General features: G+C 74.2%; 19 protein-coding genes. 14 read left to right on the top strand and 5 right to left on the bottom strand.

Translation table 11 applies throughout. The features are described from left to right. A partial coding sequence (locus tag GCL84_RS29080; RefSeq protein ID WP_197522934.1) for an ABC transporter ATP-binding protein occupies positions 1–716 on the bottom strand: 716 nt, incomplete at its 3' end. Positions 717–948: 232 nt separating this feature from the next. On the opposite strand from GCL84_RS29080, the gene cysS reads away from it, so the two are divergent. The 4 genes from cysS to GCL84_RS01065 all read left to right on the top strand — a co-directional run bounded on the left by cysS (position 949) and on the right by GCL84_RS01065 (position 5,154). Further along, the gene (cysS, locus tag GCL84_RS01080) at positions 949–2,313 is read left to right on the top strand and encodes a cysteine--tRNA ligase (RefSeq protein WP_197522933.1); all 1,365 of its coding nucleotides are present in this window, start codon (positions 949–951) and stop codon (positions 2,311–2,313) included. 54 nt (positions 2,314–2,367) lie between these two features. Further along, on the top strand, positions 2,368–3,165 hold the full coding sequence (locus tag GCL84_RS01075) for a TetR/AcrR family transcriptional regulator (protein WP_235925907.1): 798 nt from the start codon (positions 2,368–2,370) through the stop codon (positions 3,163–3,165). A gap of 140 nt (positions 3,166–3,305) precedes the next feature. Next, positions 3,306–4,697 (top strand): PepSY-associated TM helix domain-containing protein, encoded by a 1,392-nt coding sequence (locus GCL84_RS01070; RefSeq protein WP_156753414.1) that lies wholly within the window; start codon positions 3,306–3,308, stop codon positions 4,695–4,697. Between the two features lie 25 nt (positions 4,698–4,722). Beyond that, the gene (locus GCL84_RS01065; protein WP_156753413.1) at positions 4,723–5,154 is read left to right on the top strand and encodes a PPOX class F420-dependent oxidoreductase; all 432 of its coding nucleotides are present in this window, start codon (positions 4,723–4,725) and stop codon (positions 5,152–5,154) included. Positions 5,155–5,338: 184 nt separating this feature from the next. On the opposite strand, the gene GCL84_RS30510 is transcribed toward GCL84_RS01065, so the two are convergent. The 3 genes from GCL84_RS30510 to GCL84_RS01050 form a co-directional block, all read right to left on the bottom strand. Beyond that, positions 5,339–7,720 carry a BTAD domain-containing putative transcriptional regulator gene (locus GCL84_RS30510; protein WP_268891313.1) on the bottom strand — a complete coding sequence of 794 codons (2,382 nt, stop codon included), beginning with the start codon at positions 7,718–7,720 and terminating at the stop codon, positions 5,339–5,341. A 212-nt stretch (positions 7,721–7,932) separates the two neighbouring features. Further along, the gene (locus GCL84_RS01055) at positions 7,933–9,528 is read right to left on the bottom strand and encodes an MFS transporter (RefSeq protein WP_156753411.1); all 1,596 of its coding nucleotides are present in this window, start codon (positions 9,526–9,528) and stop codon (positions 7,933–7,935) included. A gap of 46 nt (positions 9,529–9,574) precedes the next feature. After that, positions 9,575–10,474: an NAD(P)-dependent oxidoreductase gene (locus tag GCL84_RS01050; RefSeq protein ID WP_156753410.1), complete on the bottom strand. Its 900-nt coding sequence runs from the start codon at positions 10,472–10,474 to the stop codon at positions 9,575–9,577. Between the two features lie 303 nt (positions 10,475–10,777). On the opposite strand from GCL84_RS01050, the gene GCL84_RS01045 reads away from it, so the two are divergent. The 10 genes from GCL84_RS01045 (at position 10,778) to GCL84_RS01000 (ending at position 25,419) form a co-directional block, all read left to right on the top strand. After that, positions 10,778–14,050 carry a BTAD domain-containing putative transcriptional regulator gene (locus GCL84_RS01045; RefSeq protein WP_156753409.1) on the top strand — a complete coding sequence of 1,091 codons (3,273 nt, stop codon included), beginning with the start codon at positions 10,778–10,780 and terminating at the stop codon, positions 14,048–14,050. Positions 14,051–14,197: 147 nt separating this feature from the next. Next, the gene (locus GCL84_RS01040) at positions 14,198–15,796 is read left to right on the top strand and encodes an aspartate aminotransferase family protein (RefSeq protein ID WP_197522931.1); all 1,599 of its coding nucleotides are present in this window, start codon (positions 14,198–14,200) and stop codon (positions 15,794–15,796) included. A gap of 73 nt (positions 15,797–15,869) precedes the next feature. Then, positions 15,870–17,153, top strand: coding sequence for a cytochrome P450 family protein (locus tag GCL84_RS01035; RefSeq protein WP_156753408.1), 1,284 nt, complete (start codon positions 15,870–15,872; stop codon positions 17,151–17,153). Next, the gene (locus tag GCL84_RS01030; RefSeq protein WP_156753407.1) at positions 17,150–18,328 is read left to right on the top strand and encodes an acyl-CoA dehydrogenase family protein; all 1,179 of its coding nucleotides are present in this window, start codon (positions 17,150–17,152) and stop codon (positions 18,326–18,328) included. Before GCL84_RS01035 ends, GCL84_RS01030 begins: the two co-directional genes overlap by 4 nt. 69 nt (positions 18,329–18,397) lie before the next feature. Continuing rightward, complete coding sequence (locus GCL84_RS01025) at positions 18,398–19,870, top strand: flavin monoamine oxidase family protein (RefSeq protein ID WP_156753406.1); 1,473 nt, start codon at positions 18,398–18,400, stop codon at positions 19,868–19,870. Positions 19,871–19,986: 116 nt separating this feature from the next. Continuing rightward, positions 19,987–20,733 (top strand): SDR family NAD(P)-dependent oxidoreductase, encoded by a 747-nt coding sequence (locus GCL84_RS01020; RefSeq protein WP_156753405.1) that lies wholly within the window; start codon positions 19,987–19,989, stop codon positions 20,731–20,733. Between the two features lie 247 nt (positions 20,734–20,980). Further along, positions 20,981–22,534, top strand: coding sequence for a GMC family oxidoreductase (locus tag GCL84_RS01015; protein ID WP_197522930.1), 1,554 nt, complete (start codon positions 20,981–20,983; stop codon positions 22,532–22,534). Positions 22,535–22,651: 117 nt separating this feature from the next. Next, positions 22,652–23,068, top strand: coding sequence for a YybH family protein (locus GCL84_RS01010; RefSeq protein WP_156753403.1), 417 nt, complete (start codon positions 22,652–22,654; stop codon positions 23,066–23,068). Positions 23,069–23,138: 70 nt separating this feature from the next. Further along, positions 23,139–23,711: a flavin reductase family protein gene (locus GCL84_RS01005; RefSeq protein WP_156753402.1), complete on the top strand. Its 573-nt coding sequence runs from the start codon at positions 23,139–23,141 to the stop codon at positions 23,709–23,711. Positions 23,712–23,886: 175 nt separating this feature from the next. After that, positions 23,887–25,419: an acyl-CoA carboxylase subunit beta gene (locus GCL84_RS01000; RefSeq protein WP_407924346.1), complete on the top strand. Its 1,533-nt coding sequence runs from the start codon at positions 23,887–23,889 to the stop codon at positions 25,417–25,419. Positions 25,420–25,560: 141 nt separating this feature from the next. Here GCL84_RS01000 and GCL84_RS00995 read toward each other — a convergent pair. After that, a partial coding sequence (locus GCL84_RS00995; RefSeq protein WP_156753400.1) for an aminotransferase class III-fold pyridoxal phosphate-dependent enzyme occupies positions 25,561–26,677 on the bottom strand: 1,117 nt, incomplete at its 5' end.

The following is a 26,677-nucleotide window of genomic DNA, read 5'->3' as shown; positions in this document are numbered from 1 at the left end:
ACGTCGGCCGCGGGCACCGGCCACGGCGCGCCCGGCGGGCCGACGCCGAGCAGGTGGCCCTCGACCAGGTCGGCGACCTCGCCGGTCACCTGCTGCTTGCCGTCCTTGAGCAGGATCAGGTGGTCGCAGACCCCCTCCAGTTCGGCGAGCACGTGCGAGGACAGCATCACCGCCATGCCCTCGGCCTGGCCGTGCCGCCGCACCAGCTCGAGGACCTCGTGCCGGGCCAACGGGTCCAGGTCGGCCAGCGGCTCGTCGAGCAGCACCAGCCGCGGCCTGCGGCCCAGCGCCAGGGCCAGCGCCAACCGGGTGCGCTGCCCGCTGGAGAGCGTCCTGACCTTGGCGTCGGTGTCCAGCGACCGCACGACCTCGGCCGCGTGGGCGGCGTCCCACCTCGGGTTCATCCGCTCACCCAGCCGCAGTGTCTCGCGCACGGTCAACTGCGGGTACAGCGGCTTCTGCTGGCCTAGGAACGAGATCTCCGGGTACACCCCTCGCCCACCCGGAACCGCTCCGAAGACCGCGATGTCGCCGCCCGTCCTGCCGGTCAAGCCGGTGATGACCCCCATCAGCGTGCTCTTGCCCGCCCCGTTCGGCCCGACCAGCGCGGTCACCCGTCCGGGCGGGACCACGACCGAGCAGTCGCGCAGCGCCCACCCCCTCCGGTAGCGCTTCTCCAGCCCGTGCGTGACCACGGGTGTGTCCTTGTCGACCATGTCTGGTCCTCCCTCCGACGATGAGCACCCTAACACCCTTTCACTAGATGAGTAGTGAAATGGTGTTCTCGGGCCGCACGGCGCGCGCGGGGCGGCTCCACCGGCTGTCCGGGTACGCCCGGTACCCTCTGCCCATGTCCAGAGACGGCAGGCGATGTCGGGTGTGAGCTGAGCTCCCCCGACCACCAACCCACGCTTTGCACGGAAGGCTGTCTCCCCCATGGCACTGCGGGTGTTCAACACACTCACGCGGCAGGTCGAGCCCTTCGAGCCGATGGAGCCCGGCGTCGTCCGGATGTTCGTCTGCGGCCCGACCGTCTACGACCGCAGCCACATCGGCCACGCCAAGACCTACACGCAGTTCGACCTGGTGGCCCGGCTGCTGCGCAAGCGCGGCTACGCGCTGACCTACGTGCAGAACATCACCGACATCGACGACAAGATCATCAGGCGCGCCACCGAACTGGGTGTGGACGCCAAGGAGTTGGCCGACCGGTTCACCGAGGCCTACGTCGAGGACATGGCCGCGCTGGGCAACACCTCGGTCGACCGGTTCCTGCGCGCCACCGACCACATCGAGCAGATCGTCGCCCAGATCAAGCAGATGATCGACCGCGGCCACGCCTACCGGCTCGACGACGGCTGGTACTTCGACCTGTCCACCTTCCCCGACTACGGCAAGCTCTCCGGGCGCACCGAGGTCAAGGAGGAGGACGCGGTCTCCCGGGTCGACGAGAACGCGGGCAAGCGCAACGCGGGCGACTTCGCGCTGTGGAAGGCGCGCAAGCCGGGCGAACCGTACTGGGCCACCGAGCTGGGGGAGGGGCGGCCCGGCTGGCACGTGGAGGACACGGCCATCACCGAGGCCCAGTTCGGCCCGCAGTACGACCTGCACGGCGGCGCGGTCGACCTGATCTTCCCGCACCACGAGGCGGAGATCGCGCAGATGGAGGCGGCCTCGGGCAAGGTCCCGCTGGTCCGCTACTGGATGCACACCGGCCTGCTGCGCGTCGAGGGCCGCAAGATGGGCAAGAGCCTCGGCAACTTCCAGACCATCGGCGACGCGCTGGCGGTCACCGACGCGCGCACCCTGCGCTACGCGTTCCTGTCGCACCACTACCGGTCCTCGATGGAGATCAACGCCGCGGTGCTGGAGAACTCCCGGGGCGCCCGCCGCCGGGTGGAGAACTTCGCCCGCCTCATCGATCCCGGGCACGTGGACTCCCCGGCCGCCGCCGCGCTGGCGGACAACGCGCGCGCGGAGTTCGACGCCCGCCTCGACGACGACGTGGACACCCCGGGCGCGCTGGCGGTCCTGTTCGACTACATCCGCGCGCAGAACCGCTCCGGCGAGACCCCGGGCCGCGCCGCCCACGGGTTCCTCGCCGACGTCGAGGACCTCTTCGGCGCCTTCGCCCTCGACACCGTCCAGGCCCCGGACGCCGCCGAGATCGAGCGGCTCCTCGCCGACCGCCGGGCCCTGCGCGCCGAGCGCAGGTTCGCCGACGCCGACGCGATCCGCGACGGCCTGCAGGCGCGCGGCATCACCATCGAGGACACCGCCGACGGCACCCGCTGGTGGGTCGGGGCGCAGTAGCCGGTCGGCGCGCCTGACGGGCTCGGGCGGGTCGGGGGTCACTAGCCTGGCACCGTGGGCGACACCGAGGACGGCGGCACGGCGGGCGGCGTCGAGCAGGGCGCCAAGCGGCTCATGGAGCTGCTGTGGCGGGACAAGGGCGCGCCCCCGCCGCAGAAGCGGGGTACCGCGGGCCGCAAGCCCACCCTCACCCTCGACGCCGTTGTCCGGGCGGCCATCGAGCTGGCCGACGCCGAGGGGCTGGCCGCGTTGTCGATGGCCCGGGTCGCCAAAGCGCTCGGGGCGGGGACGATGACGCTGTACTCCTACGTGCCCGGCAAGGCCGAACTGCTCGACCTCATGGTCGACCAGGTCTTCGGGGAGCGCGACCTGCTCGTCGACGTGCCGGGCGGGGGGTGGCGCGACAAGGTCCGGCACTACGCCGAGCGGACGCTGCGCATGCACCGGGGGCACCCGTGGCTGCGCCAGGTCTCGACCCTGCGGCCGCCGCTGGGGCCCGGTTCGCTGGAGGGCGAGGAGTACCTGCTCGCCGCGCTGGTCGACACCGGCCTCACCGCCCGGCAGACCGCCGCGGCCGCCCGCTCGGTGGCGTCCTTCGTGGACGCCGCGGCCGCCGAGGAGGTCGAGCGGTCCCAGGTGGAGGCGGCGACCGGGCAGAGCGACGACGCGTGGTGGCAGGCCCGCCAGTGGTTCTGGGAGACCTACTTCGACTACGAGCGGTTCCCGGCCATGGTCCGGGTGTGGGAGGCGGGCGGCTTCGACCAGGCCACCGCCGAGCAGGCGGCCGAGGCGTACGAGTTCGGCCTGGCCCGCCTGCTCGACGGCATCGAGGGGCTGATCGGGCGCGGCTGAGCGCCCGGCGCGGTATGCGAGGCGGGAACAAAGTCGCAATCCGGTTCCATCACGCCGCCAACGAGCGGGACTAATCGGGAACTGTTCCGTACCCACAGGCGACCTCTAGGCGGAGCAGCACCGAGTGAGAGGAGCCGGGGATGACCATCGACGAGCGCGGGGCCCCGGAAAGACCCGTTGAGTCCACCGCGGCCAAGCCCAAGCGGCGCACCGCGCCGGGATGGGCGGGGGTGCGGCCGCTGCTGATGCGGCTGCACTTCTACGCGGGCGTGTTCGTGGGGCCGTTCCTGGTCATCGCGGCACTGACCGGCATCGCCTACATCTACACGCCGCAGATCGAGGAAGCCGTCTACGACCACGAGCTGCACGTCGCCGCGTCCGACACGTGGCTGCCGCTGGAGCGCCAGGTCGACATCGCGCGGGAGGCGTTCCCCGAGGGGGCGCTCAAGTCCGTGCGGCCCGCGCCGACGCCGACCGACACCACCCAGGTCATCTTCACCCCGCCGCAGGCCACACCCAGCTACTTCCAGACGGTGTTCGTCGACCCGCACACCGGCGAGGTGCGCGGCAACCTGGAGACCTACGGGTCCGGGCAGGCGCTGCCGGTGCGCGCCTGGATCGACGTGCTGCACCGCAACCTGCACCTGGGCGAGGTCGGCCGGATCTACAGCGAGCTGGCCGCGAGCTGGCTCAGCGTCATCGTCCTGGCCGGGTTCGGGCTGTGGCTCAGCCGCCGGATCGCGCTGCGCCGGGCGGCCAAGCGCGACAAGCCGACAGCCGAGCCGAGCACCGAGGGCGCGGCCAAGCGCGGGCGCACACTGAGCAGGCACGCCGTCGTGGGCCTGTGGGCGGCGGTCGGCCTGCTGTTCCTGTCCGCGACCGGGCTGACCTGGTCCGGGCACGCGGGGGAGAACATCGGCGAGCTGCGCTCGGCGCTGAACTGGTCGACGCCCTCGGTGTCCGCGGCGGTCGACCCGTCGCCCGCCGGGCGCGACGTCGGCCTCGACGCCGCGCGGGAGGCCACCGCGCGCGCGGGCCTGACCGACCCGGTGGAGATCCGGGTGCCCACCGCGCCGGGCAAGGCCTACGTCGTCGCCGAGGTGGGGCGGACGTGGCCGAGCCACGCCGACTCGATGGCCGTCGACCCGGCCTCCGGGCAGGTGACCGACGCGCTGCGCTTCGACGAGTACCCGCTGGGCGCCAAGCTGTCCAAGTGGGGCATCGACGCGCACATGGGCTTCCTGTTCGGGGTGCCCAACCAGATCGTCCTGACCCTGCTGGGCCTGGCCATCGTCGGCCTGGTCGGCTGGGGCTACCGGATGTGGTGGCTGCGCAGGCCCCCGATGGGCGGGTCGCCGTTCGGTCGCGCACCCGCGCGCGGCTCCTGGCGGCGCGCCCCGGTCAAGACCCTGGTCCCGATCCTGCTCGTCGGCGCCGCGCTGGCCTGGTTCATGCCGGTGCTCGGGGTCTCCCTGCTGGCCTTCCTGGTGCTCGACGCCGTGATCGGCTGGAGCCTCAGCGACCCCGTCTAGGCCGGATCTGGGCCATCATCGGGACATGTCCGCAGAACAGCCCACCCCGCGAGACCTGCTGGCCGGAGCGACCCTGGGCGTGCTCGCCACGCTCAAGGCCGACGGGACGCCACAGCTCTCACCGGTCCAGCCGCACTACGACCGCGTGGCGGAGGAGATCGTCATCTCCACCACGGCGGCGACCGCCAAGGCCCGCAACCTGCTGCGCGACCCCAGGGCCGCGCTGGAGGTGACCAGCCCCGACGGCCTGTCCTGGGCCACCGCCGAGGGGACGGCCAGCGTCGTCGGCCCCGGCGAGGACCCGCACGGGCCCGAGGTGGAGGCCCTGGTCCGGTACTACCGCGCCGCGGCGGGGGAGCACCCGGACTGGGACGAGTACCGGGCGGTCATGGTCGCCGAACGGCGGGTGCTGATCACGCTCGCCGTCCGGCGGGTCTACGGCCGGTCCATCGGCTGAGCGGCGGGTGCGGTCNNNCTCCGCGCCCGACCGCACCCACGTCAGGCCTGGGCCACCTGGGCTCGGTACCTGACGTCCCCGCTGGGTCGCGCCCGGTCCTGCTCGCTCGTCTCGACTGGTTTGCGGGGACACCACTGCTCCTCCTCGCTGTGCGCGGACCAGGTGGCGTTGGGCGACCGTTCCATCAGGTGGTGGCTGCCTCCCGGGCCCCGCGGGACAGGGCGGTCTCGTACAGCAGCCGCGACGGCGGGACCTCGACGGGCAGGGCGCGGGTGCCCCGGCGCGGGGACAGGTGGGCGGGGACGACGGCCGCGTGCTCGGACCGGTGCGCGGGGGCGGTCAGCAGGCGGTGGGCCAGCGGCCGTTCGCACTCGTCGACGGTGCGCAGGATCGAGTGCCGCAGCCGCTCGGTGTCCTGGTCGTCGCAGTGGTCGAGGGTTATCGAGGCGGCGTGCGGGACGGTGGCGCCCCAGTCCGGGCGGCGCGCGGCCAGCTCGCCGCTGGCGGTGACCACGACCAGCAGCGGCGTGGCCAGCGCGGTCGAGACCCAGTGCTCGATCCACTGCAGCACCGCGTCGTGCGCGTAGTGCACGTCCTCCAGCACCACGACGATCGCGCGGTTGTTCGCGGTGTGCTCCAGGAACGCCTGCCAGGCGGTGAGCAGGCTCGGGCTCGGGTCGCAGGCGCGGCCGAAGAACAGCGGGGTCAGCCGCTTGGCCAGCAGCGTGCCCTCGAACGGCGTCGCGGGCCCCCGGCGCAGCGCGGCCTCGACCTTGTCCTGCACCTCGGCCGGGTCGTCCCCGGCGCCGATGCCGCACAGGCTCGCCAGGGCGCCCGCGTGCGCGGTGAGCACGTCATCGTCGGTGCAGCGGCCGCGCACCAGCAGCACGTCCTCGCCGTCGACGAGGCCCTCCAGCGCGGAGGTGAAGGACCGGGAGGTGCGGCTGGTGACGTCGACGACGGTGATCAGGTGCGGCCGCCTGCGCCTGCGGGTGCGGTCGAGCAGGCCGCAGACCACGGCGAGCTCGCTGTCCTGGTCGGGGTAGCCCGCCGCCGCGGCGTCGCCGTGCGGGCCCAGCAGCGCCCAGTGGCCGTCCGCGATGGGCGCGCAGCCGGTGAAGTCCCGCACCAGCGCGTGCGTGGCCGGGCACAGCCACACCTGGCCCGGGGGGACGCCCGGGAGCAGGTCCTGGCAGCGGTCCACCAGCGCGCCGTGCGGGACGAGCGGACCGTCCGGGTCGCTGGAGCGGGCGCGAAGCAGCACCTCGCCGGTGGTCAGCGCGGCGGTGACGACGACGCCGCGCTCCGGGCCGCCCAGCGATTCGCGCAGCAGGCCCGCGGCTCGCACGGCGCGCAGGGCGGCGTCGTGCTCGCGCGGGGAGCTGAAGACGGCCAGCACCGTCGAGCCGAGCGCGGCGACCACCTGGCCGCCGAGCTGCTCGATGCCGGTGCGCGCGAGGGACACCGCGCCTGCCAGCATGTCGTCCACATCGGACTCCTCGGTGAGGTCGTGGCACTCGCCGAGAGCCACCCGGACCAGGGCGAGGGTGACGCGTTTGCGCTGCTTGGGGACGGGAGCGGTGTGCGGGGACGCGGCGTCCGGGGTGCGGGGCCGGGGGACGGCGCCGGGCTCGTCGGCCCCGGCGGCGGGGGAGGCCGCGGGGGCCTCGGGGGTGCGCTCGGCGGCGGGGCTGGGGGGCGGGCCGGTGCTCGCCGCCGGGGCGGGGGGAGCGACGGCCCTGGGTAACGCCACGCCCGCCATGACCGGCGTGGGGTCGGCCTGCTCCGAGGCCGCGGTCTCGGCGACGGGGCCCACCTGTTCGCGCGGTCGCGGGGCGGCGGCCAGCACCGGGTCGTGGTTGAGGATCGCCTGTTGCAGCGCGCGCACCTCCGGGCCCGGCTCCAGGCCCAGGTCGTCGACCAGGGCCGAGCGGAGCTTGGCGTACACCGCCGACGCGTCGGCGTGGCGGCCGCAGCGGTACAGCGCCAGCATCAGCTGCCTGCACGCCCGCTCGCGCAGCCGCTCGGTCTCGACGAGGGCCTGCAGGTCGGCCAGCACCTCGTGGTGGCGCCCGCAGCCCAGCTCCGCGTCGAAGTAGTCCTCCAGGGCGGCGAGCCTGCTGGTCTCCAGCGCGCCCAGCTCCATCCAGCACACGCCGATCTCGGCCAGGTCGGCCAACGCGGCCCCGCGCCAGACCGACAGCGCCGTGCCGAGCACGACCGCGGCCCGCTCGTACTCGCCCGCCGCCAGCAGCGAGCGGCCCTCGCTCGCGGCGGAGGTGAACTGGTGCAGGTCCAGCAACTCGGGGTCGACCTTGAGCACGTACCCGGGGGACTGGGTGCTCAACTGGACGTCGGCGCACCCGGCGGCGCCCAGCGCCGCCCGCAGCCCCCACACCGCGTTCTGCAGCATCTTGCGCGCGGAGGCGGGCACTTCCTCCTCTGTCCACAGTGCCTTGAGCAAAGTGCTGGTGGGAACCACCTGGTTAGCCTTGAGCAGCAGGAAGCCCAGGGTTGCCCGCTGCTTCACACCGCCCAGGGGCACCGAACGCCCGCCCCAGGTCACATCCAAGGGTCCCAGGATGCTGAATCGGGTTGTCACTGGCCTGCTCGCCTGCATTGTCCCCCTCCAACGGTTTCCTGTGCTTTCCCTGGCGGGCCCCGCTCCCACCGTGTGCCGTGCCGGTGTTGCGCGTACCTCGTGCGGGTCTCGTGCCGTGCCCCCCGCCGCGCCGGGCGCCGGGGGNNNNGGCGCCCGGCGCGGCCGGGGTGGTGCGGTCAGACCCGGCTGATGTCGCCGGTGCCCGCCTCCTGGGTCGCGACGGCGGGGGACTGCTCGACCGGGGCCTCGGTGGCCGCGCCCTTGGGCAGGCGCAGCAGCACCAGCACCGCGATGGCGACGACGCCGGTCACCGCGGCGCCGACGCCGCCGACCACGTTGAGCCCGGAGGTGAAGGCCGCCTGCGCCGCCGTGGCGAGCTGGGAGCCCAGGTCGCCGCCGAGCGCGCCCGCCTCGGTGATGGCGCCCGCCGGGGTGGCGGTCGCGTCCACCGAACCCTGGGACAGGCCCCCGGGCAGGTCGCCGGAGATGCCCGCGCGGTAGACCGCCGCGCCGACGCTGCCCAGGACCGCGACGCCCAGGGCCAGGCCCAGTTCCATCGCCGTCTCGGACATGGCCGCCGCGGAGCCCGCGCGCTCCTCGGGGGCGGCGCCGACCACCAGGTCGGTGCCCAGCGCCATCATCGGGCCGATGCCCAGGTAGGCCAGCACCATCCCGATGACGACGATCGGCAGGCTGCCCTGGGTGCCCGCGAAGACGAGCAGCAGGTAGCCGACCGCGGAGACGCCCAGGGACAGGCCGACCAGGGTGCCCGCGGGGATCTTCTTGGTCAGGCCCGGGGCCAGCATCGAGGCCACGATCATGGCGCCTGCCGAGGGCAGCAGCCACAGGCCCGCCACCAGCGGCGAGTAGCCCGCGACGAGCTGCAGGAACTGCGTGACGAACATGTAGACCGCGCCGACGACCGCGAGGCCGACCAGCAGGGCGATCAGCGCGCCGGTGAAGTCGCGGCGGCCGAACAGGCTCAGGTCCACCAGCGGGTGCTCCAGCTTGCGCTGGCGCTTGGTGAAGACCACGCCGACGACCAGGCCGACGACGATCGCGACGATCGCGGGGACGTCGACGCCCTTCTCCGCGGTGACCTTCAGGCCGTAGACGACCGGCAGGATGGTCGCCAGCGACAGCGCGACGCTGGCCAGGTCGAGCTTGCCCGGGTTCGGGTCCTTGTCCTCGGGCAGCAGGAACGGGCCCGCGGCCAGCAGCAGCACCATCACCGGGACGGCGAGCAGGAAGACCGAGCCCCACCAGAACAGCTCCAGCAGCGCGCCGCCCAGCAGCGGGCCCGCGGCCACACCGGCGGAGAAGCACGCGGCCCACACGCCGATCGCGACGCCGCGCTGGGCGCCGTCCTTGAACATGGTGATGATCAGCGCCAGCGTCGAGGGCATCAGGGTCGCCCCCGCGATGCCCAGCGCCGCCCGCGCCACGATCAGCATGACCGGGTCGGTGGCGAAGGCGGCGAACACCGACGCCGCGCCGAAGGCGAGCGCGCCGATCAGCAGCAGCTTCCTGCGGCCGATCCGGTCGCCCAGGGTGCCCATGGTGACCAGGAAGCCCGCGATCATGAAGCCGTAGACATCGATGATCCACAGCGTCTGCGACGCGTTCGGGGCCAGGTCCGCGGCCAGGTGGGGCAGGGCCAGGTAGAGCACGGTGGCGTCAACCGAGAGCAGCAGGGTGGGCAGTGCCAGCACCGCGAGCCCCAGCCACTCCTTGAAACCCGCGCGCCGCGCGGACTCGATGTCGGCGTTCATCGACCTTTCCTTCCTCGGGGGGTTGGCAGGTGAACCGCGGCTGGGCTCACTGCGGTTTGGGGTGTCGCAGCACCTCGAACAGGCGCGTGAAGTCCCCGTTGGCGTGGCCGCGCAGGACCGCCTCGTCGGCGCGGTCGCGGATCAGGGCGGGCAGGGCGTGGTCCACGCCCGCCGCCCGGGTGGTGGCCAGCAGGTGGTCCATGGCGACCACCTGCATGCCGAGGGTGGGCTCGCCCGCGGCGGGCACACCGCCGCGGACCCGCTCGCCGAGCCCGGCCAGGCCGGGCGTGACGACCTGGTCGAGCCACTTGCGGGCGTGCGGCACGAACGTGGCGGGCGCGACGCCCTCCGCGTCGAGCAGGGCGAGCGCGTGCAGCACGCCCGTCCAGGCGCTCCACATGACGTCGAGCAGGGCCGCCTCCATGAGGGCGGGGAGGCCCGCGTCCTCGCCCAGGTGCACCGCGCGGGCGGCCATCCGCGCCAGCGCCGCCGTGTGCGCGTCGAACACCGCGCGCGGGCCGGCGAAGAAGGCGGGCACGTCGCGGGGGCTGCTCGCGTGGGTCAGGCCGGGCGCGACCCCGTCGAGGTAGGCGACGCCGCGGTCGTGCGCCCAGTCGGCGGCGTGGCGGGCCTCGTCCGGGGTGCCCGGGGTCAGGTTGACCACGGTGCCGGTCAGGCCCACGCCCGCCGCCACGTTCACGATCTCCTCGATGGCGCCGTTGTCGACCAGGCGCACCAGCACCAGCTCCGCCGAGCGGACGGCCTCGGCGAGCGTGGCCACCCGGCGCGCCCCGGCGGGCGCGGCGTCCGCGTCGTGCCCCCGGCTCCACACCGTCGTGGGGTGGCCCGCGGAGACGAACACGTCGACGAGCGCAGCCTTGGCCGGGCCGAGGCCGATCACGGTGACCGGCCCGGGGCCCTCGGACCCCTGCTGTCGCAGCGACATGATGGTTCTCCTCTCCACGTGCGGCCGGACATGGTGAACGATCGCCTGGACCGCTCCGCGTGGTCTCACGCATCGCTCTCCCCCCGCTCTCGGCCGCTCTCGGCAGGGGGGAACAGGGGGTGGGCGGAAGGGTGATAGGGGGCGGGAAGGGTCTGAAGCCCCCTTTCCGCGGCGCGATGGGCGCAGTGGTATCGCTCGCTTAAGCGCGGCTTTGCTGGCCTTTGCCCGTGACCGCTGACTGATTAAGCCGAATTCGCCCACTACGCGCAGTTGATCCAGAGCGTTCGGCGATAGGCTTTTCCCATGCGCTTCGGCATCCTGGGCCCGTTGGTTGTGTGGACGAGCTCCGGGCAATCGGTGACCGTCCCCCACGTCAAGGTCAGATCCCTGCTGGCCGTCCTCCTGCTCAACGAGGGCAGGCTGGTGTCGGTGGACCGGTTGGCCGACGAGGTCTGGGGGCAGACCCAGCCGGGCAGCCCCACGCGCGCGCTGCACACGAAGGTGTGGCAGCTCCGCCGCGCGCTCGACACCTCCGAGGCGGGCGCGGGCGCCCTCGTGGTGTCCCGCCCACCCGGCTACCAGCTCACGCTCCCGCCGGGCGCCCTGGACTCCGAGCGCTTCCGGGAGCTGGTCTCCCGCGCCCGCCAGGAGACCGACCTGCGCGCCCGCGCCGCCGCGCTCGCCGAGGCCCTCGGCCTGTGGCGGGGCGAGCCGCTGGCGGACTTCGCCGACGCCGAGTTCGCGCGCGCGGCCATCAGCAGGCTCAACGACGAGCGGCTGACCGCGATGGAGGACCGCGCCGAGGTGATGCTCGAGCTCGGCGAGCACAGCCTGCTGGTCAGCGAGCTGGGCGACCTGGTCGCCCGCGAGCCCTTGCGCGAGCGGCTGCGCGCGGCCCACATGCGCGCCCTCTACGGCGCGGGCCGCCTGCGCGACGCCCTGGGCAGCTACGACGACCTGCGCAAGCGGATGGCCACCGAGCTGGGCATGGACCCCGGCTCCGAGGTCAGCGCCCTCTACCAGGCGATGCTCGAGCAGCGGCCCGAGGTGACCGCCTCGCCCGCGCCGATCACCACCGCCACCCGGCCGCTGAGCAACCTGCCCGCCGAGCTGAGCACCCTGGTCGGCCGGGACGAGGCGGTGGGCCACGTGCGCGCGCTGCTCGACGCCGGGCGCCTGGTCACCCTCAGCGGCATCGGCGGCGTCGGCAAGACCCGGCTGGCGCTCGCGGTGGCGCACCGGTCCGCGCCCAGCGCCCCGGACGGGGTGTGGCTGGCCGAGCTGGGCAAGCTGGAGGCCGCGCCGGACGACCCGCCCAGCGTCCTGTTCGACGCGGTGGTCTACACGATCGCCGAGGTGGTCGGGGTGCGCGACGAGACGTCGGCGACGCTGGGCGGCAACCGGGTCGTGAGCATGGTCGAACGACTCGTGGAGGCGTTGCGCGCCAAGCAGATGCTGATTGTGCTGGACAACTGCGAACACCTGGTCGCCACCGCGGCGACGCTGGTGGAGCGGTTGCTCAAGGCGGCCCCCGGGCTGCGGGTGCTGGCCACCAGCCGCGAGCCGCTGGGCATCGCGGGGGAGCGGCTGTGGACCGTGCCGCCGCTGGAGCTGCCGGACCCGGCCGCGGTCGACCCGGCGCAGCTGGCCCGCGCGGGCGCGGTGCGGCTGTTCGTGACCCGGGCCACCGCCACCGTCCCCGGGTTCCGGCTGGACGTGGACAACGCCGAGGCGGTCCGCTCCATCTGCCTGCGCTTGGACGGCATACCGTTCGCCCTCGAACTGGCCGCCACCCGGGTGCGCGCGCTGGGCGTGCACGAGGTCTCCGCCCGGCTCAGCGACCGGTTCTCCCTGCTCACCGTCGGCCTGCGCGACGCGCCCGCCCGGCAGCAGACCCTGCGCGCGGCCATCGACTGGAGCTGGCAGCTCCTCGGCGACGAGGAGCGCGCGGTGCTGCGCCGGATGTCGGTGCACATCGGCGGCTGCGGCCTGGCCGCCGCCGAGACCATCTGCTCCGGGCGCGGGGTGGCGGCGCCGGACGTGCTCGACGTGGTGGCCAGGCTGGTCGACCGCTCGCTCATCGCCTTCACCGACGGCCCGGACGGGCCGAGGTACCGGCTGCTGGAGTCGGTGGCCGCCTACTGCGCCGAGCGCCTCAGCGAGGCCGGGGAGACCGAGTGGTCGCACCGGGCGCACCTGGACTACCACGTCGAGTTCGCCGAGCGGGCGCTGCCGCACCTGCGGCTGCGCGATCAGCGGGGCTGGCTGGCCCGGCTGGACACCGAGTCGCCGAACCTGCGCGCCGCGCTGGACTTCGCCGCCCGCAGCGGCGCCGCCGACCAGGCGCTGCGCCTGGTCACCACGCTGGCCTGGTACTGGTTCCTGCGCGGCAGGCTGAGCGAGGGGCTGCGCGCCATCACCGCGGCGCTGGCCATCCGCGGCGACAGCGCCGCGGACCTGCGCACGGTGGCCACGGCGTGGCGGTGCGGGTTCGCGCTGCGGGTCGGTGAGACCGAGCTGTCGTCCACCGAGCGCGTCGACGCCGCGAACTCCGCGCTCGACACCGTCGCCGACACCCGCCAGCGCGCGATGGCCCGCTGGTTCCTCGCCTTCGCGCAGAGCGGCTACGGCGAGCGCGAGGTGACCGTCGACCGCGCGCGCCAAGCGCTCGCCGAGTTCCGCGAGCTGGACGAGCCGTGGGGGGTGGCGGCCGCGCTGGGCACCATGGCGGTGCTGTCCGCGCTGCGCGGCGACCTGGACGGGGTGCGCGCGCACGGCACCGAGAGCGCCGACCTGTTCGCCGCCCTCGGCGACGGCTGGGGCAGGCTGCAGGCCGGGGACGCGCTGGCGCTGCACGCCGAGACCCGGGGCGACTACGACGAGGCCGTCCTGCTGCACCGGGAGGGCCTGCGCGTCGCCGAGAGCCTGGGGCTGTGGACCGAGGTCTCGCTCAAGCTCGCGGGCCTGGGCCGGATCGCGCTGCTGCGCGGGGAGTTCGACCAGGCCACCGAGCTGCACGAGCGGGCATCGCGGCTGGCCGCCGAGCAGGGTTTCACCTTCGGCGAGCAGTTCGCCGACGTCGGCCTGGGCCTCGGGCACCGCCGCCGGGGCGACTACGAGCTGGCCGAGCGCTACCTGCTGCGCTGGCTCGACTGGTGCCGCCAAGTCGACGGCGAGGTCGGCAGCGCGCTCATCCTCGCCGAACTCGGCTTCATCGCCGAGCTGCGCGGCGACCCGGCGGGCGCGGTCGACCTGCACCGCCAGAGCTTTGCCGCGGCCGCCACCGGCGGCGACCCGCGCGCCCTGGCGCTGGCCCTGGAGGGCATGGCCTGCGCGTGCGCCGCCGACGGCCGCCCCGAACTGGCCGCGGTGCTGCTCGGCTCCGCCGCCCAGGCCCGCGACCTGGTCGACGCCGCGCTGCCCGAGGCCGAGCGGGCCGACGTCGACCGGGCAACCGCCGCCGCGGTCGCCAAACTGGGTGCGGACGCCTTCGCCGCCGCCATCGCCAGGGGCCGGGGGCTCAGCCCCGAGCAGGCCCACGCGCTGCTCGACGGGGACCCGGTCTCCGCCCGGTAACCGCCCGACAACCGCGCGGTCCGCGCGATCCCACGGGCCGTCCGGAGGAATCGCGCAGACCGTCCACATGGGGCCTCTCCGATATCACTGACCCCGACGCCGAGAACGCCGCGGCGCGAGGTCGGGAACGAGAGAGGGTGACGGGACATGACCGCGACGGCAGCTCCGCTGGACGGGCCGTACTACGCAGACCGCAACATGATCGAGCTCCTGCGCAGCGCAGGGCTCGCCGTGCGCTACACCCGCGCCGCGGGCAGCTACCTCTACCACGAGGGCCCCGACGGCGCCGAGATCCCGGTGCTCGACCTGGCCTGCGGGTTCGGGTCGCTGATGTTCGGGCACAACCACCCGGGCCTCATCGCCCGCGCCAAGCAACTGCTCGACGAGGGCATCCCGGTGCACACCCAGTTCACCGGCCTGACCCGCGCGCTGGACCTGGCCAACCAGTTCAACGAGATGGCCCGGGGCCAGACCGGGACCGACGAGCCGTGGTTCGGCCTGTTCGGCAGCACCGGCGCCGAGGCCGTCGAGATCGCCATCAAGCACGCCGAGTTCGACCGCGGCGCCCGCGCCGCCGCGCTCAAGGCGGAGTTGGCCGCGAACGTCGCCGCCGCCCGCGAGGCCGTCGCGGCGGGCGCCGCCGTCGCCCCGCACGCGCTGGCCGTGCTCGGCCTGAACAAGGGGGAGACCCACGCCGAGTCGGTCGACCGCCTCGCCGCCGAGGCCGGGCGCCGCAACGACGCCGCCGCCGAGGTGGCCCCGCTGGTCCTCGCCTTCGAGGGGGCCTTCCACGGCAAGCTGATCAGCACCAGCCAGCTCACCTACAACGAGATGTACCGCGCGCCGTTCCGCAGCCTGGCCATGCAGGCCCGGTTCGTGCCGCCGGACCGCCCCGAGCTCGCCGCCAAGATCGTCGAGCAGGAGCAGTCCACGGTGTACGACCTGGTCGTGCGCGGGGGCGCCGTCGAGGTCGAGCGCCGCGCGTTCCCGCGGTTCGCCGCGTTCATCGTCGAGCCGATCATGGGCGAGGCGGGCATCCGGCCGATGACCGAGGAGCTGGCCGCGATGGCCCGCGAGGTCGCCGACGCCACCGGCGCCCCGCTCATCGCCGACGAGGTGCAGAGCGGCATGGGCCGCTCGGGCACCTTCCTGGCGGGCGCGCAGATCGGGCTGCGCCCGGACTACGTCATCCTGGCCAAGAGCCTGGGCGGCGGGATCGTCAAGACCGGCGCGGTGTTCGTGCGCGAGGGCCGCTTCCACGGCGACTTCGACTACGTGCAGAGCTCCACCTTCGGCAAGGACGGCCTGTCCTCGCTGGTCGCCGTCGAGGTCATGCGGATGCTCGCCGCCGACGACGACAAGGCGATGAAGGTCGCCGCCGAGCGCGGCGCGAAGGCCCTGGCGATGATGGAGTCGGTCAAGGCCGACTTCCCCGACATCGTCAAGGACGCGCGCGGCAAGGGCCTGATGCTCGGCATCGAGCTGTTCGACCAGGGCGAGTCGAGCTCGCCGGTCATCCGCGACTGGGTGGACTCGCACCTGTACGGGTTCATCATCTGCGGGTTCCTGCTGCGCGAGCACAACATCCGCATCTTCACCACCGCCAGCTCCTCGAACACGCTGCGCTTCGAGCCGTCGATCTACATCACCGACGAGGAGATCGACCTCTTCGAGGCCGGGCTGCGCGACCTGTGCACCGCCCTGCGCGAGGCCGACGACGCGCGCATCTCGGCGAAGCTGTCCTGAGCGGTCCCAGCCCTTCCGCGGGCGGGCAGGCCCCTGCCCTGCCCGCCCGCGCCGACCACCTGGGAGCACCGACATGACCACGACCCTGCCCACCGGCGGATCGGCCCTGGACCGCGCCGCCGACCCGCACCGCATCGACCTGACCGGTCGCGACATCCACGGCGAGGCGGCCGCGCTGCGCGCGCGGGGCCCGGTCGCCGCGGTCGACCTCGGCGGTGTCGCCGCCTGGTGGGTCACCGACCACGCCCTGCTCAAGAGCCTGCTGACCGACCCCCGCGTCTCCCGCGACACCTACCGGCACTGGCCCGCCTGGGGCGGCGGCGACAGCGAGCTGGCCAGGACCTGGCCGTTGGCGATCTGGGTCGCGGACCGCAACATGATCACCGCCTACGGCGACGAGCACAAGCGGCTGCGCCGCCTGGTCGCCAAGGCGTTCACCGCCCGGCGCACCGCTGAGCTGGGCCCCCGGGTCCAGGCCATCGCCGCCGAGCTGGTCGAGGCCCTGGCCGCCCGGCCCGCGGGCGAGGTCGTCGACCTGCGCGCCGAGTTCTGCCACCCGCTCCCGGTCCGGGTCATCTCCGAGCTGCTCGGGGTGCCGGAGGGGCTGCGCGACGGCCTGCTCGACAGCGTGGACGCCATCATGAACACCAACGCCACCGCCGAGAAGGCCGACGCCGCGCTGGTCGTGCTCTACGACCGGCTCGCCGAGCTGATCGCGGCCAAGCGCGCCACCCCCGGCCAGGACCTGACCTCGGCGCTGATCGGCACCGCCGACGAGGACGGCTCGCACCTGACCGGGCGCGAGCTCGTCGACACCGTCCTGCTGATGTTCACCGCGGGCCACGAGACCACCGTCAACCTGCTCGACCACGCCGTGCACCTGCTGCTCACCCACCCCGAGCAGCTCGCCGCCGTCCGCGCCGGGACCCTGGCCTGGGACGACGTGATCGAGGAGGCGCTGCGGCTGCAGGCGCCGTTCGCCGCGCTGCCGATGCGCTACGCCGTCGAGGACATCGACGTCCCCGGCACCGACGTGGTCATCACCCGGGGCGACCCGATCGTGGTGTCCTTCGCCGCCGCGGGCCGCGACCCGCGCGTGCACGGCGACACCGCCGACAGCTTCGACCCGACCCGGCCCACCCGCCGCGACCACGTCGCCTTCGGCCACGGGGTGCACCACTGCCTCGGCGCGCCGCTGGCCCGCATGGAGGCGCGCGTGGGCCTGCCGATGCTGTTCGACCGCTTCCCCGGCCTGGTCCTGGCCGGGGACCCCACGACCCCGCTCGAGTCCTTCATCTCCAACGGACACCGCCACCTGCGGGTCCGCGTGAACCCGACCCCAGGGAGCGACCGATGACCGCCACCGCCGAGCCGCAGACCACCGCCACGATCCTGGACGCGGTCCGCGACGCCGTCCCCACCCTGCGCCGCAACGGCGTGGAGTCCGAGGCCCGCCGCTGGGTCCTCGACGAGAACCTGGAGCTGCTCGAGCAGGCCCAGGTGTTCCGCCTGGGCACCCCGGCCCGCTACGGCGGCCTGGACCTGCCGCTGGCCGACAAGGCCAAGGTGCTCACCGAGATCGGCCGCGGCTGCCCGTCCACCGCGTGGGTCTCGATGGTCTACGTGTCCAACTCCTGGCTGGCCACCCTGTTCCCCGAGCAGGCGCAGGAGGAGGTCTTCGCCAACCCCGACGCCCGCATCTCCGGCGGCTTCACCCCGTCCGGGCACCTGACCCCGGTCGAGGGTGGCTACGAGCTGACCGGCGCGTGGCGGTTCAACTCCGGCGCCAAGGGCGCGCACTGGAACATCACCGCCGCGTTCCTGACCCTGCCCGACGGCACCGAGACCGAGGGCGTGGCCATCGTCCCGATGTCGGAGTTCAGCATCGGCGACGACTGGGACACCACCTCCGCCGCGGGCACCGGCTCGAACACCTCCCGGGTCGAGGGCGTGTTCGTCCCCGCGCACCGGGTGGCCACCATCGAGGACGCCGTCCTCAACTCCACCCCGGGCCGCGAGCCCAAGCCCGGCCGCCACTACAGCCTGTTCCCGCTGGTGATGACCGAGTGCGCGGCCGCCTGCATCGGCATGGCGCGCGGCGCGCTGGAGCTGTTCCTCGAGCGCCTGCCCGGACGCGGCATCACCTACACCGACCACACCGACCAGTCCCAGCACCTGCTCACCCAGGTCCAGGTCGCCACCGCGGCGAACAAGATCGCCGCCGCCGAGGCGCTCGCCGGGACCTGGTGGCCCGCCCTGCAGGCGCACGCCGAGGCCCAGGACCTGCCCACCGAGGCGGAGTCGGCGAACCTGCGCGGCCAGACCGCCTTCGCCATCGACCTGGCCAAGGAGGCAGTGCGCATCCTCTTCGAGGCCAGCGGCGCCTCGGTCATCGGCCGCGCCGCCCCGATCCAGCGCTTCCACCGCGACATCCAGGGTTTCGCCCAGCACGCGCTGCTGGCGCTCAACACCAACCTGGAGGTCCAGGGCCGGGTCCTGGTCGGCCTCGACGCCGCCACGCCGTACCTGTGACCGTCTGACCGCAATCCCAACCCCAACCCGTTCCCGCACCCGTTCCACCGTCCCCACCGGAGCAAGATCATGAACGACGACCCCACCGCTGGTTTAGCCGGCTCCGCGAACGACTCCACCGCCCGCCGAAACCCCTTGCTGGGCAGGCGCACCCTCCTCAAGGTCCTCGGGGCCACCGCCGCGGTGGGGGCGACCCTGCCCGCCACCGCGGCGGCGGTCGGGCAGGGCGGCCGCATCGGCGTCCGCAACACCGCCGACGTCATCGTCATCGGCGCGGGATACGCGGGGGCGACCACCGCGCGCCAACTGTCCGCCGCCGGGCTCTCGGTGCTGGTCCTGGAGGGCAGGGACCGCATCGGCGGCTCGACCTGGACCACGACCTTCGCGGGCAAGCCGATCGAGCTCGGCGGGCAGTGGCTGACCACCACCCAACCGCACGTGAAGGCCGAGCTCGACCGGTACGGCGTGCCGCTCTACGCCGACAGCTTCCTCAACCCGGAGCGGGCGTTCTTCCCCGGCGTGTCCGGGCAGGCCGCGCAGGTCGACTTCATCCCGGCCATCACCCGCCAGGGCGAGCTGCTGGCCAAGGTGATGGACGGCAGCGACCTCTACTTCCCGCGCCCGATGCAGCCGCTCTACGCCCGGACGAGGCTGGCCAGGGTGGACCCGCTCTCGCTGCGGCAGCGCATCGACCAGCTGGGACTGTCGCCGTTGGACGACCTCTACGTCGGCAGCGTCACCGGCGGCTACTCCGGCGGGTCGAGCGCGGCGGGTGGCTTGGCGGGCATGGCGCAGTGGTGGGCGCTGGGCGGGCACACCAACGCGGGCTGGGACAGCCAGACCCAGCAGCGGCCGGTGGGCGGGATGTCCGCCATCGCCCGGCGGATGCTGGCCGACTCGCGGGCGATGGTGAAGCTCAACACCCGCGTCACGCACGTGGGCGCGGACTCCAGCAAGGTGGTCGTCGTGACCGAGGACGGGGCCAAGTACCTGGCTCGGGCGGTCGTCGTCGCCACCCCGGTCAACATGTGGAAGTCGATCACGTTCGCCCCCGGCCTGCCCCCGGTGCACGCGGCGGCCACCCGGCAGGGCGTCGGCGTGGCCAACTCCACGAAGATGTGGCTGCGGCTCGCGCCGGAGACCGGGGCCACCTTCGCCTGCGGCCCCGAGGGCGCGCCGGTCACCAGCGTCATCCCCAAGGAGACGCTGGACAACGGCGACATCCTCGCCCTCGGGTTCAGCGAGTCCAACACCGCGTTCGACAGCCTCGCCGCCGTGCAGAACGCGGTCCGCTCCATCCTGCCGGGGGCCAGGGTCCTGGACTACCGCGCCCAGGCCTGGTCCAGGGACCCGTTCACCCGCGGCGGGTGGGGCATGCGCAAGCCCAACCAGTACCTCGGGCACCTGCCCGCCATCCAGCAGCCCCACGGCCGCGTCCACTTCGCCGGGGCGGACATCGCCGACGGCTGGTACGGCGCGTTCATCGACGGGGCGATCGAGTCCGGTTTCCGGGCCAGCGCGCAGGTCATCAACCTGTTGTGACGGCCGGGAGCAGACCGTGAGCCGAGCGTGAGCCGACGGTGAGCCCCCGCTCGTAGCGTCATTCCTGCGTGGAGCTCTCCGCCGCGAACGCAGTCAGCAGAAGGGTATTGATTCAAGTGAACCGGTTTGCCGGCAAGAAGGCCGTGGTGTCTGGTGGCACGCACGGTATGGGCCTGGCCGTGGCCAAGGCCCTCATCGAGGGGGGCGCCGAGGTCCTGGTGACCGGGCGCGACGAGGACAGGATCGCCAAGGCGAAGGCCGAGCTCGGCGAGCGCGGGCACGTGGTGCGCGCCGACGTCACCAGCATCGAGGCCATCAAGGCGCTCGGCGCCGAGGTGGGCGACAAGCTCGGCGAGATCGACCTGCTGCACGTCAACGCGGGCTACGCCAAGCTCGAGCCGTTCCTCGCGGTCACCGAGGAGACCTACGACCGCACCTTCGGCGTCAACACCAAGGGCGCGTTCTTCACCGCCCAGGTGCTGGCCCCGCAGGTCCGCGACGGTGGCGCGATCGTGTTCACGACCTCCATCGCCAACACCGGTGGCAGCGCGGGCATGTCCGTCTACGGCGGGGCCAAGGCCGCGGTGTCGCAGTTCTCCCGCATCATGGCCGCCGAGCTGGTCGGCCGCAACGTCCGGGTCAACTGCGTGAGCCCGGGCTTCATCGACACCCCGTCCATGGGTGTGGACGCCTCCGAGGACGAGCGCCGGGAGTTCTCCGCCGTGGGCGACGAGATCACCCCGATGAAGCGCCACGGCTCGGCGGCGGAGGTCGCCGCGGCGGTGCTGCACCTGGCCTTCGACGCCACCTTCACCACCGGCCAGGAACTGGTGGTCGACGGCGGTCTCAGCGTCATCAGCTAGGACCCGTGCACGACCCGCCGGGCGGCGCGCCACCCGCCCGGCGCCTGAGACGACGGCCCGGCCCGGTCCCCTCCCCGGGGCCGGGCCGTCGGCTTTCCCGGGCCTTCCCGCGCGCAGACCAGGGGAAGACCGCCGCTCGCGCATACTGCCCAGCGTCCTGCGGGCGTCCGGTTCGGACGGCCCGGTCCGGTGTGCGAAGGCGAGGTGCGGCATGGGCGAGAACCATCAGTTTGTCCTCAGTGGCCAGTTGAGGGACGGCTACGACTACGTGGTGGTCGGGGCGGGGTCGGCGGGTTGCGCGGTCGCCGCGCGACTCAGCGCCGACCCCGGGGTGAGCGTGGTCCTGCTGGAGGCGGGCCCGCACGACGACGTGCCCGAGGTGCGCACCCCGTTCGCCGCGGTCGAGCTGTTCGGCTCCGAGCGCGACTGGGCCTACACCACCGCCCCGCAGACCGCCCTGGGCGGGCGCGGCGTCGCCTGGCCGCGCGGACGGGTGCTCGGCGGCTCGTCGTCGCTGAACTTCCAGATGTGGCTGCCCGGCCACCCCGCCGACGCCCAGGACTGGGCCGCCGCCGGGTGGACCGCGGCCGACCTGGCCGACCCCCTGCGCGCTGTCGAGGGCTGGACCGGCGAGCCCGGCACGGGCCTGGGCGCGGCCGGGCCGCTGCGGCTGGCCCCGCCCCGCGACCCCGACCCCAGCTCGCACGCCTTCCTCGCCGCCTGCGCGCAGACCGGCATCGGCCCGGTGGTGGACTGGACCGCCGCGCGCGGCGCGGGCCTGGTGCCGCTGACCCAGCACGACGGCCGCCGGTGGAGCGCCGCCGACGCCTTCCTCAAACCCGTCCTGGACCGCGACAACCTCGACGTGGTCACCGACGTCGAGGTGTCCTCGGTGGTCGTCGTGGCCGGGCGCGCGACCGGCGTCGTGGTCGACGGTCGGGAGTTGCGCGCCCACCGCGAGGTCGTCGTCTGCGCGGGCACGGTCGGCTCGCCGGTCCTGTTGCGGCGCTCGGGGATCGGCGACGCCGCCCGGTCGCGCGCCGCGGGCCTGCCGGTCGTGGCCGACCTGCCCGGCGTCGGCGCGAACCTGCGCGACCACGTCGTGGTGGACGTCGTCGTCGGCGCCCACGGGCCCAGCCGGTTCACCGCCGCGTCCGGGCCCGCCGCCCGCGCGGCCTACGAGACCTCGGGCACCGGCCCGCTGTCGTCCAACGTGGCCGAGGCGGCGGCGTTGCTGCGCCTCGACGGCGGGGACGGCCCGCCCGACCTGGAGCTGATCTGGTGCCCGCTGGCGTTCGGCCCCGAGGGGCCCGAGGCCGGGTTCACCCTGCCGGTCGTCCTGCTGCGCCCCCGGTCCGCCGGGCGCGTCGACCTGGCGGGCGACCCGGCCGCCCCGCCGGTCGTCGACCCCGCCTACCTCACCGACCCGGCCGACGTCGCCGCCGTGCTCGCGGGCATCCGGCGCGCGGGCGAGGTCCTCGACGCCCCGGCGCTGGCGCGGGTCGTGTCCACACCGGACCGGCCGTGGGAGCTCGGTGACGCGGAGCTGGCCGAGTACGCCAGGTCGGTGGCGGCGACCATGTACCACCCGGTCGGCACCTGCCGGGTCGGCGGCGCGGACGACCCCGGCGCGGTGGTCGACCCGGCGCTGCGGGTGCGCGGCGTCGACGGGCTGCGCGTCGCCGACGCCTCGGTCGTCCCCGCGACCCCGCGCGGGCACACCCACGCCACCGCGGTGGCGGTGGGGCAGCGGGCCGCGGCGCTCATCGCCGGGGAACCGGCCGTCCTCCCCGCCCGGTGAGCGCCGGGTTGATCCGCGGTGGACGGCCGCTGCACGCCCCCGCGCTAGCTTTGCCTCGATAGCCCGCAGGCGGCCGGAAAAGCCACGGACACCTTGAAGCGAAAGGGAATCAGACCGATGACGACCACCATTCCCGACCTTGAGACCATGGTCCTCACCGCGGACCCGCAGCAGCAGAACGACGCCTTCCTGGCGGCGTTCAACAGCGGCAAGGGCGCCATCTTCGACCGGCTCTACCTCGACGACGCCGTGTCGAACCTGTCCGGCGCCCCGCTGACCGGGGCCGCCCGCACCGAGGCCATCACCGCGCTGCTGGCCTCCGGTCCGAAGCTCCAGTCCAGCGTCAAGGCCTGCTACAGCACCGCCGACACGTCGCTGATCATCGTCGAGTACGTCCTCGACATCACCGACGCCGAGGGCAAGGGCCAGCGCATCAAGGGCATCTGCACCGACGTCCTCACCCTGCGCGAGGACGGCAACTGGTGGATGTCGGTCGACCGCCCCATCGCGCTGGAGACGACCCCCATCGACTGACCAGGTCCGCCCGGCCGCGGGGCGAGGCCCCGCGGCCGGACGGGGACCCGGACGAGCCAGAGGAGGAAACATGGACACGGCAACAGACACCGCGACCAAGACGACGACGGCGCCCGCCCAGGCCACCATCCCCGCCCGCCCGCCCGCCGCCCCGGTCACCCCGGGCGACCTGCGCACCACCATGGGCCGCTTCGCCACCGGCGTCGTGGTCGTCACCGTCGGCGGCGACGTGCTGCACGGCATGACCGCCAACTCGTTCACCTCGGTCTCCCTCGACCCGCCGCTGGTGCTGGTCTGCGTGGCCAAGACCGCGCTGATGCACAGCGCGGTCGAGGCAGCGGGCCACTTCGCGGTGTCAGTGCTCGCCGCCGACCAGCAGGACCGGGCCCGGCACTTCGCCGACCGGCGCAGGCCGCTGGGCCGCGCCCAGTTCGACCCGGTCGACTGGGCGCCCGGCCCGGCCACCGGCGCCCCGGTCCTCGCGGGCGCGCTCGCCTGGCTGGACTGCACCCTGGTCGACAGCCACGCCGCGGGCGACCACACCGTCTTCCTCGGCCGGGTCGAGCACACCGGCTCGGGCGCCGACACCGACGCCCTGCTGTTCTACGGCGGCGCCTACCGGCGCACGGACCGGAACGCGTAGGCCGCACCCACAAGACCCTCCCACCCGTCCGCGGAGGGAGGCCGACCACGCGGAGGCGACCATGACCATCTCCGAGCTGGACACCCTGACCACCCCCGCACGCGACCTGCCGCCGCTGCGGACCGCCGGGACGCCGCAGGAGCCGACCGCGCCCCCGGCCCCGCCACCCCGGGACATGCGCGCGGCCATGCGCGAGCGCGAGGAGCTGCGCGAGCGCATCGTGACCGGCAGGCCCGACGCCGTGGACCGCCAGCACCGGCTGGGCAAGCGCACCGCCCGCGAGCGGCTGGAGCTGCTGCTCGACCCCGGCACCTTCGTCGAGGTCGACCTGTACCGCAGGCACCCGGGCACCGGCTCCGGGCCGACCCAGCACACCGACGGTGTGGTGGCGGGCGGCGGCATGATCGACGGGCGCACCGTGTTCGTCTACGCCCAGGACTTCACCATCTCCGGCGGCTCGCTCGGCTCGGCGCACGCCGCGAAGATCCACAAGGTGCTGGACCTGGCCGTGGAGACCGGGGCACCGGTGATCGCGCTCAACGACAGCGGCGGCGCGCGCATCCAGGAGGGGGTGATGGCCCTCGACGGCTACGGCGGCATCTTCCGCCGCCAGGTCGCCGCCTCCGGCGTCATCCCGCAGATCTCGGTCGTGCTCGGCCCGTGCGCGGGCGGCGCGGCGTACTCCCCGGCGCTGGCCGACTTCACCTTCATGGTCCGCGGGACCGCGCAGCTCTACCTGACCGGCCCGGACGTGGTGCGCGCGGTGACCGGCGAGCAGGTCAGCCACGCCGAGCTGGGCGGGGCCGAGGTGCACAGCGCCCGCTCCGGCCTGGCCTCGTTCGTCGCCGAGGACGAGGAGTCCTGCCTGGCCGATGTGCGCTACCTGGTCTCGCTGCTGCCGGACAACAACCTCGACCCCGCCCCGGTCTACCCGGCGGGCGGCGCGGGCGCCGACCGCAGGCCAGCGCTGGCCGAGATCGTCCCGGCCGAGCCGAACAAGCCCTACGACATGCGCGAGGTCATCGCCGAGGTCGTCGACGACGGGGAGTTCCTGGAGGTGCACGAGCACTGGGCGCCGAACGTGCTGTGCGCCCTGGCCCGCGTCGACGGCCAGTCCGTCGGCGTGGTGGGCAACCAGCCGCTGGTGCTGGCGGGTGTGCTGGACACCGCCGCCTCGCAGAAGGCGGCCCGGTTCGTGCGCTTCTGCGACGCCTTCGGCATCCCGCTGGTCACCCTGGTCGACGTGCCCGGCTTCCTGCCCGGCACCGAGCAGGAGCACACCGGCGCGATCCGGCACGGCGCCAAGCTGCTCTACGCCTACTGCGAGGCGTCGGTGCCGCGCGTGCAGGTCATCCTGCGCAAGGCCTACGGCGGCGCGTACATCGTCATGGACTCCCGGTCGATCGGCTGCGACCTGTCGCTGGCCTGGCCCACCAACGAGATCGCGGTGATGGGCGCCGAGGGCGCGGTCAACGTCATCCACCGCCGCGAGCTCGCCGCCGCCGCGGACCCCGACCGGCTGCGCGCCCGGCTCGTCGCCGAGTACAGCGCCGAGCTGGCCCACCCGTACTTCGCCGCCGAGCGCGGCCTGGTCGACGACGTCATCGACCCGGTCGACACCCGCGGCGCCATCGCCAGGGGCCTGGAGCTGCTGCGCCGCAAGCGCAGGTCCGCCCCGCAGCGCAAGCACGGCAACGTGCCGCTGTGAGCGCCTGACCGGAGGAGGGACCGCGCCCACCCGCCCCAAGACCCACGGGTCCTGGGGCGGGTGGGCGTCGTCGTCTTCCCGACCGGGCAACGGGAGAGGGGGTGGGCCACCGCGGCCCACCCCCTCTCCCGTTGCCCGCGTTCAGGACGGCAACAGCGCCAGCCCGTCGCCCTTGCGCAGGAGCGCGCACAGGCCGCGCAGCGCCGCACCGAACTGCCTGATCGCGTCGTCCGATATGCCCAAGGACGGTTCGAGCCGGAGGGTGTGCGCCGCGCTGGCGGTCGGGAACACCCGAACCCGGTGCTCGCGCAGCAGGTACCCGGACAGCACGTACCCGATCAGCCCCGTGACGGCGTTCTCGCTGAGGACCGGGTCCGGTGACGAGGACAGGTCGGCGAACTCCACGCCCAGCATCAGGCCCGCGCCCCGGACGTCGACGAGGACGTCGGGGTAATCGGCGCGGACGGACTCCGCCTCGGCGCGCAGGGCGGCCCCGCGCTCGGTCGCCGCGGCGTAGGCGGCGCCGCCGTCCGCCTCCAGCATCCCGACGACCTCGATGCCGATGTGGCAGGAGAAGGCGTCCTTGGCGAAGGTGGAGCTGTGCACGAGCTCGAAGTCGCTGCGGTAGCGCGAGCGGCGGATGAGCACGACGGCGGACTTGGCGATGCCGCCGCCGATGCCCTTGGCGAGCACGAACACGTCGCCGAGCAGGCCGGTGGCCGCGGCGGAGAAGAACCGGCCGGTGCGGCCCATCCCGCTCTGCACCTCGTCGACCACCACGGGGAACCCGTGCAGGTCGGCCGCGGCGCGGATGGCGCCCGCCATCCGCGGGGTGAGCACGTGGATGCCGCCCTCGCCCTGGACCGGCTCGACGAAGAACGCGCAGATGACCGGCGCGTCCCGCTCTCGCAGCGTGACCACGCCCGCCTCGACCACGGGCACCAGCACGGCCCTGCGCTCGGCGGCGACCGCCTCGGCGACGGCCTCGGGCGCGTCCGCGGCCAGGAACCGGGCGGGCGCGCCCAGGCCCTGGAACGGCAGGCGGTAGCCGGGGTTGTGGGTGAGCTGGACGCTGGCGCCGAGCTTGCCGTGGAAGCCGCCCGCCAGGGTCAGGAACACCGGGCCCGCGCCCAGCGCGGCGGCGTTGCGCTCGGCCAGCCGGGCCATCGCGGTCGCGAACGCGTCCGGGGCGTCGGGGTCGACGTCGAGGGCGGCCCACACGCCGCGCCCGACGCCCGCGCCCGCCTCGACCGCGGCC

This window comes from Actinokineospora pegani (genome assembly GCF_009745975.1).
GTDB lineage: Bacteria > Actinomycetota > Actinomycetes > Mycobacteriales > Pseudonocardiaceae > Actinokineospora > Actinokineospora pegani.
Note: the sequence above shows the minus strand (reverse complement) of the source record. Positions and strands in the feature narration are given on the sequence as shown.

Coding starts and splice junctions, on each gene's coding strand:
- GCL84_RS01070 (WP_156753414.1), top strand. CDS start 3,306: ATGACCATCGACGAGCGCGGGGCCCCGGAAAGACCCGTTGAGTCCACC.
- GCL84_RS01065 (WP_156753413.1), top strand. CDS start 4,723: ATGTCCGCAGAACAGCCCACCCCGCGAGACCTGCTGGCCGGAGCGACC.
- GCL84_RS01055 (WP_156753411.1), bottom strand. CDS start 9,528: ATGAACGCCGACATCGAGTCCGCGCGGCGCGCGGGTTTCAAGGAGTGG.
- GCL84_RS01050 (WP_156753410.1), bottom strand. CDS start 10,474: ATGTCGCTGCGACAGCAGGGGTCCGAGGGCCCCGGGCCGGTCACCGTG.
- GCL84_RS01045 (WP_156753409.1), top strand. CDS start 10,778: ATGCGCTTCGGCATCCTGGGCCCGTTGGTTGTGTGGACGAGCTCCGGG.
- GCL84_RS01040 (WP_197522931.1), top strand. CDS start 14,198: ATGACCGCGACGGCAGCTCCGCTGGACGGGCCGTACTACGCAGACCGC.
- GCL84_RS01035 (WP_156753408.1), top strand. CDS start 15,870: ATGACCACGACCCTGCCCACCGGCGGATCGGCCCTGGACCGCGCCGCC.
- GCL84_RS01030 (WP_156753407.1), top strand. CDS start 17,150: ATGACCGCCACCGCCGAGCCGCAGACCACCGCCACGATCCTGGACGCG.
- GCL84_RS01025 (WP_156753406.1), top strand. CDS start 18,398: ATGAACGACGACCCCACCGCTGGTTTAGCCGGCTCCGCGAACGACTCC.
- GCL84_RS01010 (WP_156753403.1), top strand. CDS start 22,652: ATGACGACCACCATTCCCGACCTTGAGACCATGGTCCTCACCGCGGAC.
- GCL84_RS01005 (WP_156753402.1), top strand. CDS start 23,139: ATGGACACGGCAACAGACACCGCGACCAAGACGACGACGGCGCCCGCC.
- GCL84_RS01000 (WP_407924346.1), top strand. CDS start 23,887: ATGCGCGCGGCCATGCGCGAGCGCGAGGAGCTGCGCGAGCGCATCGTG.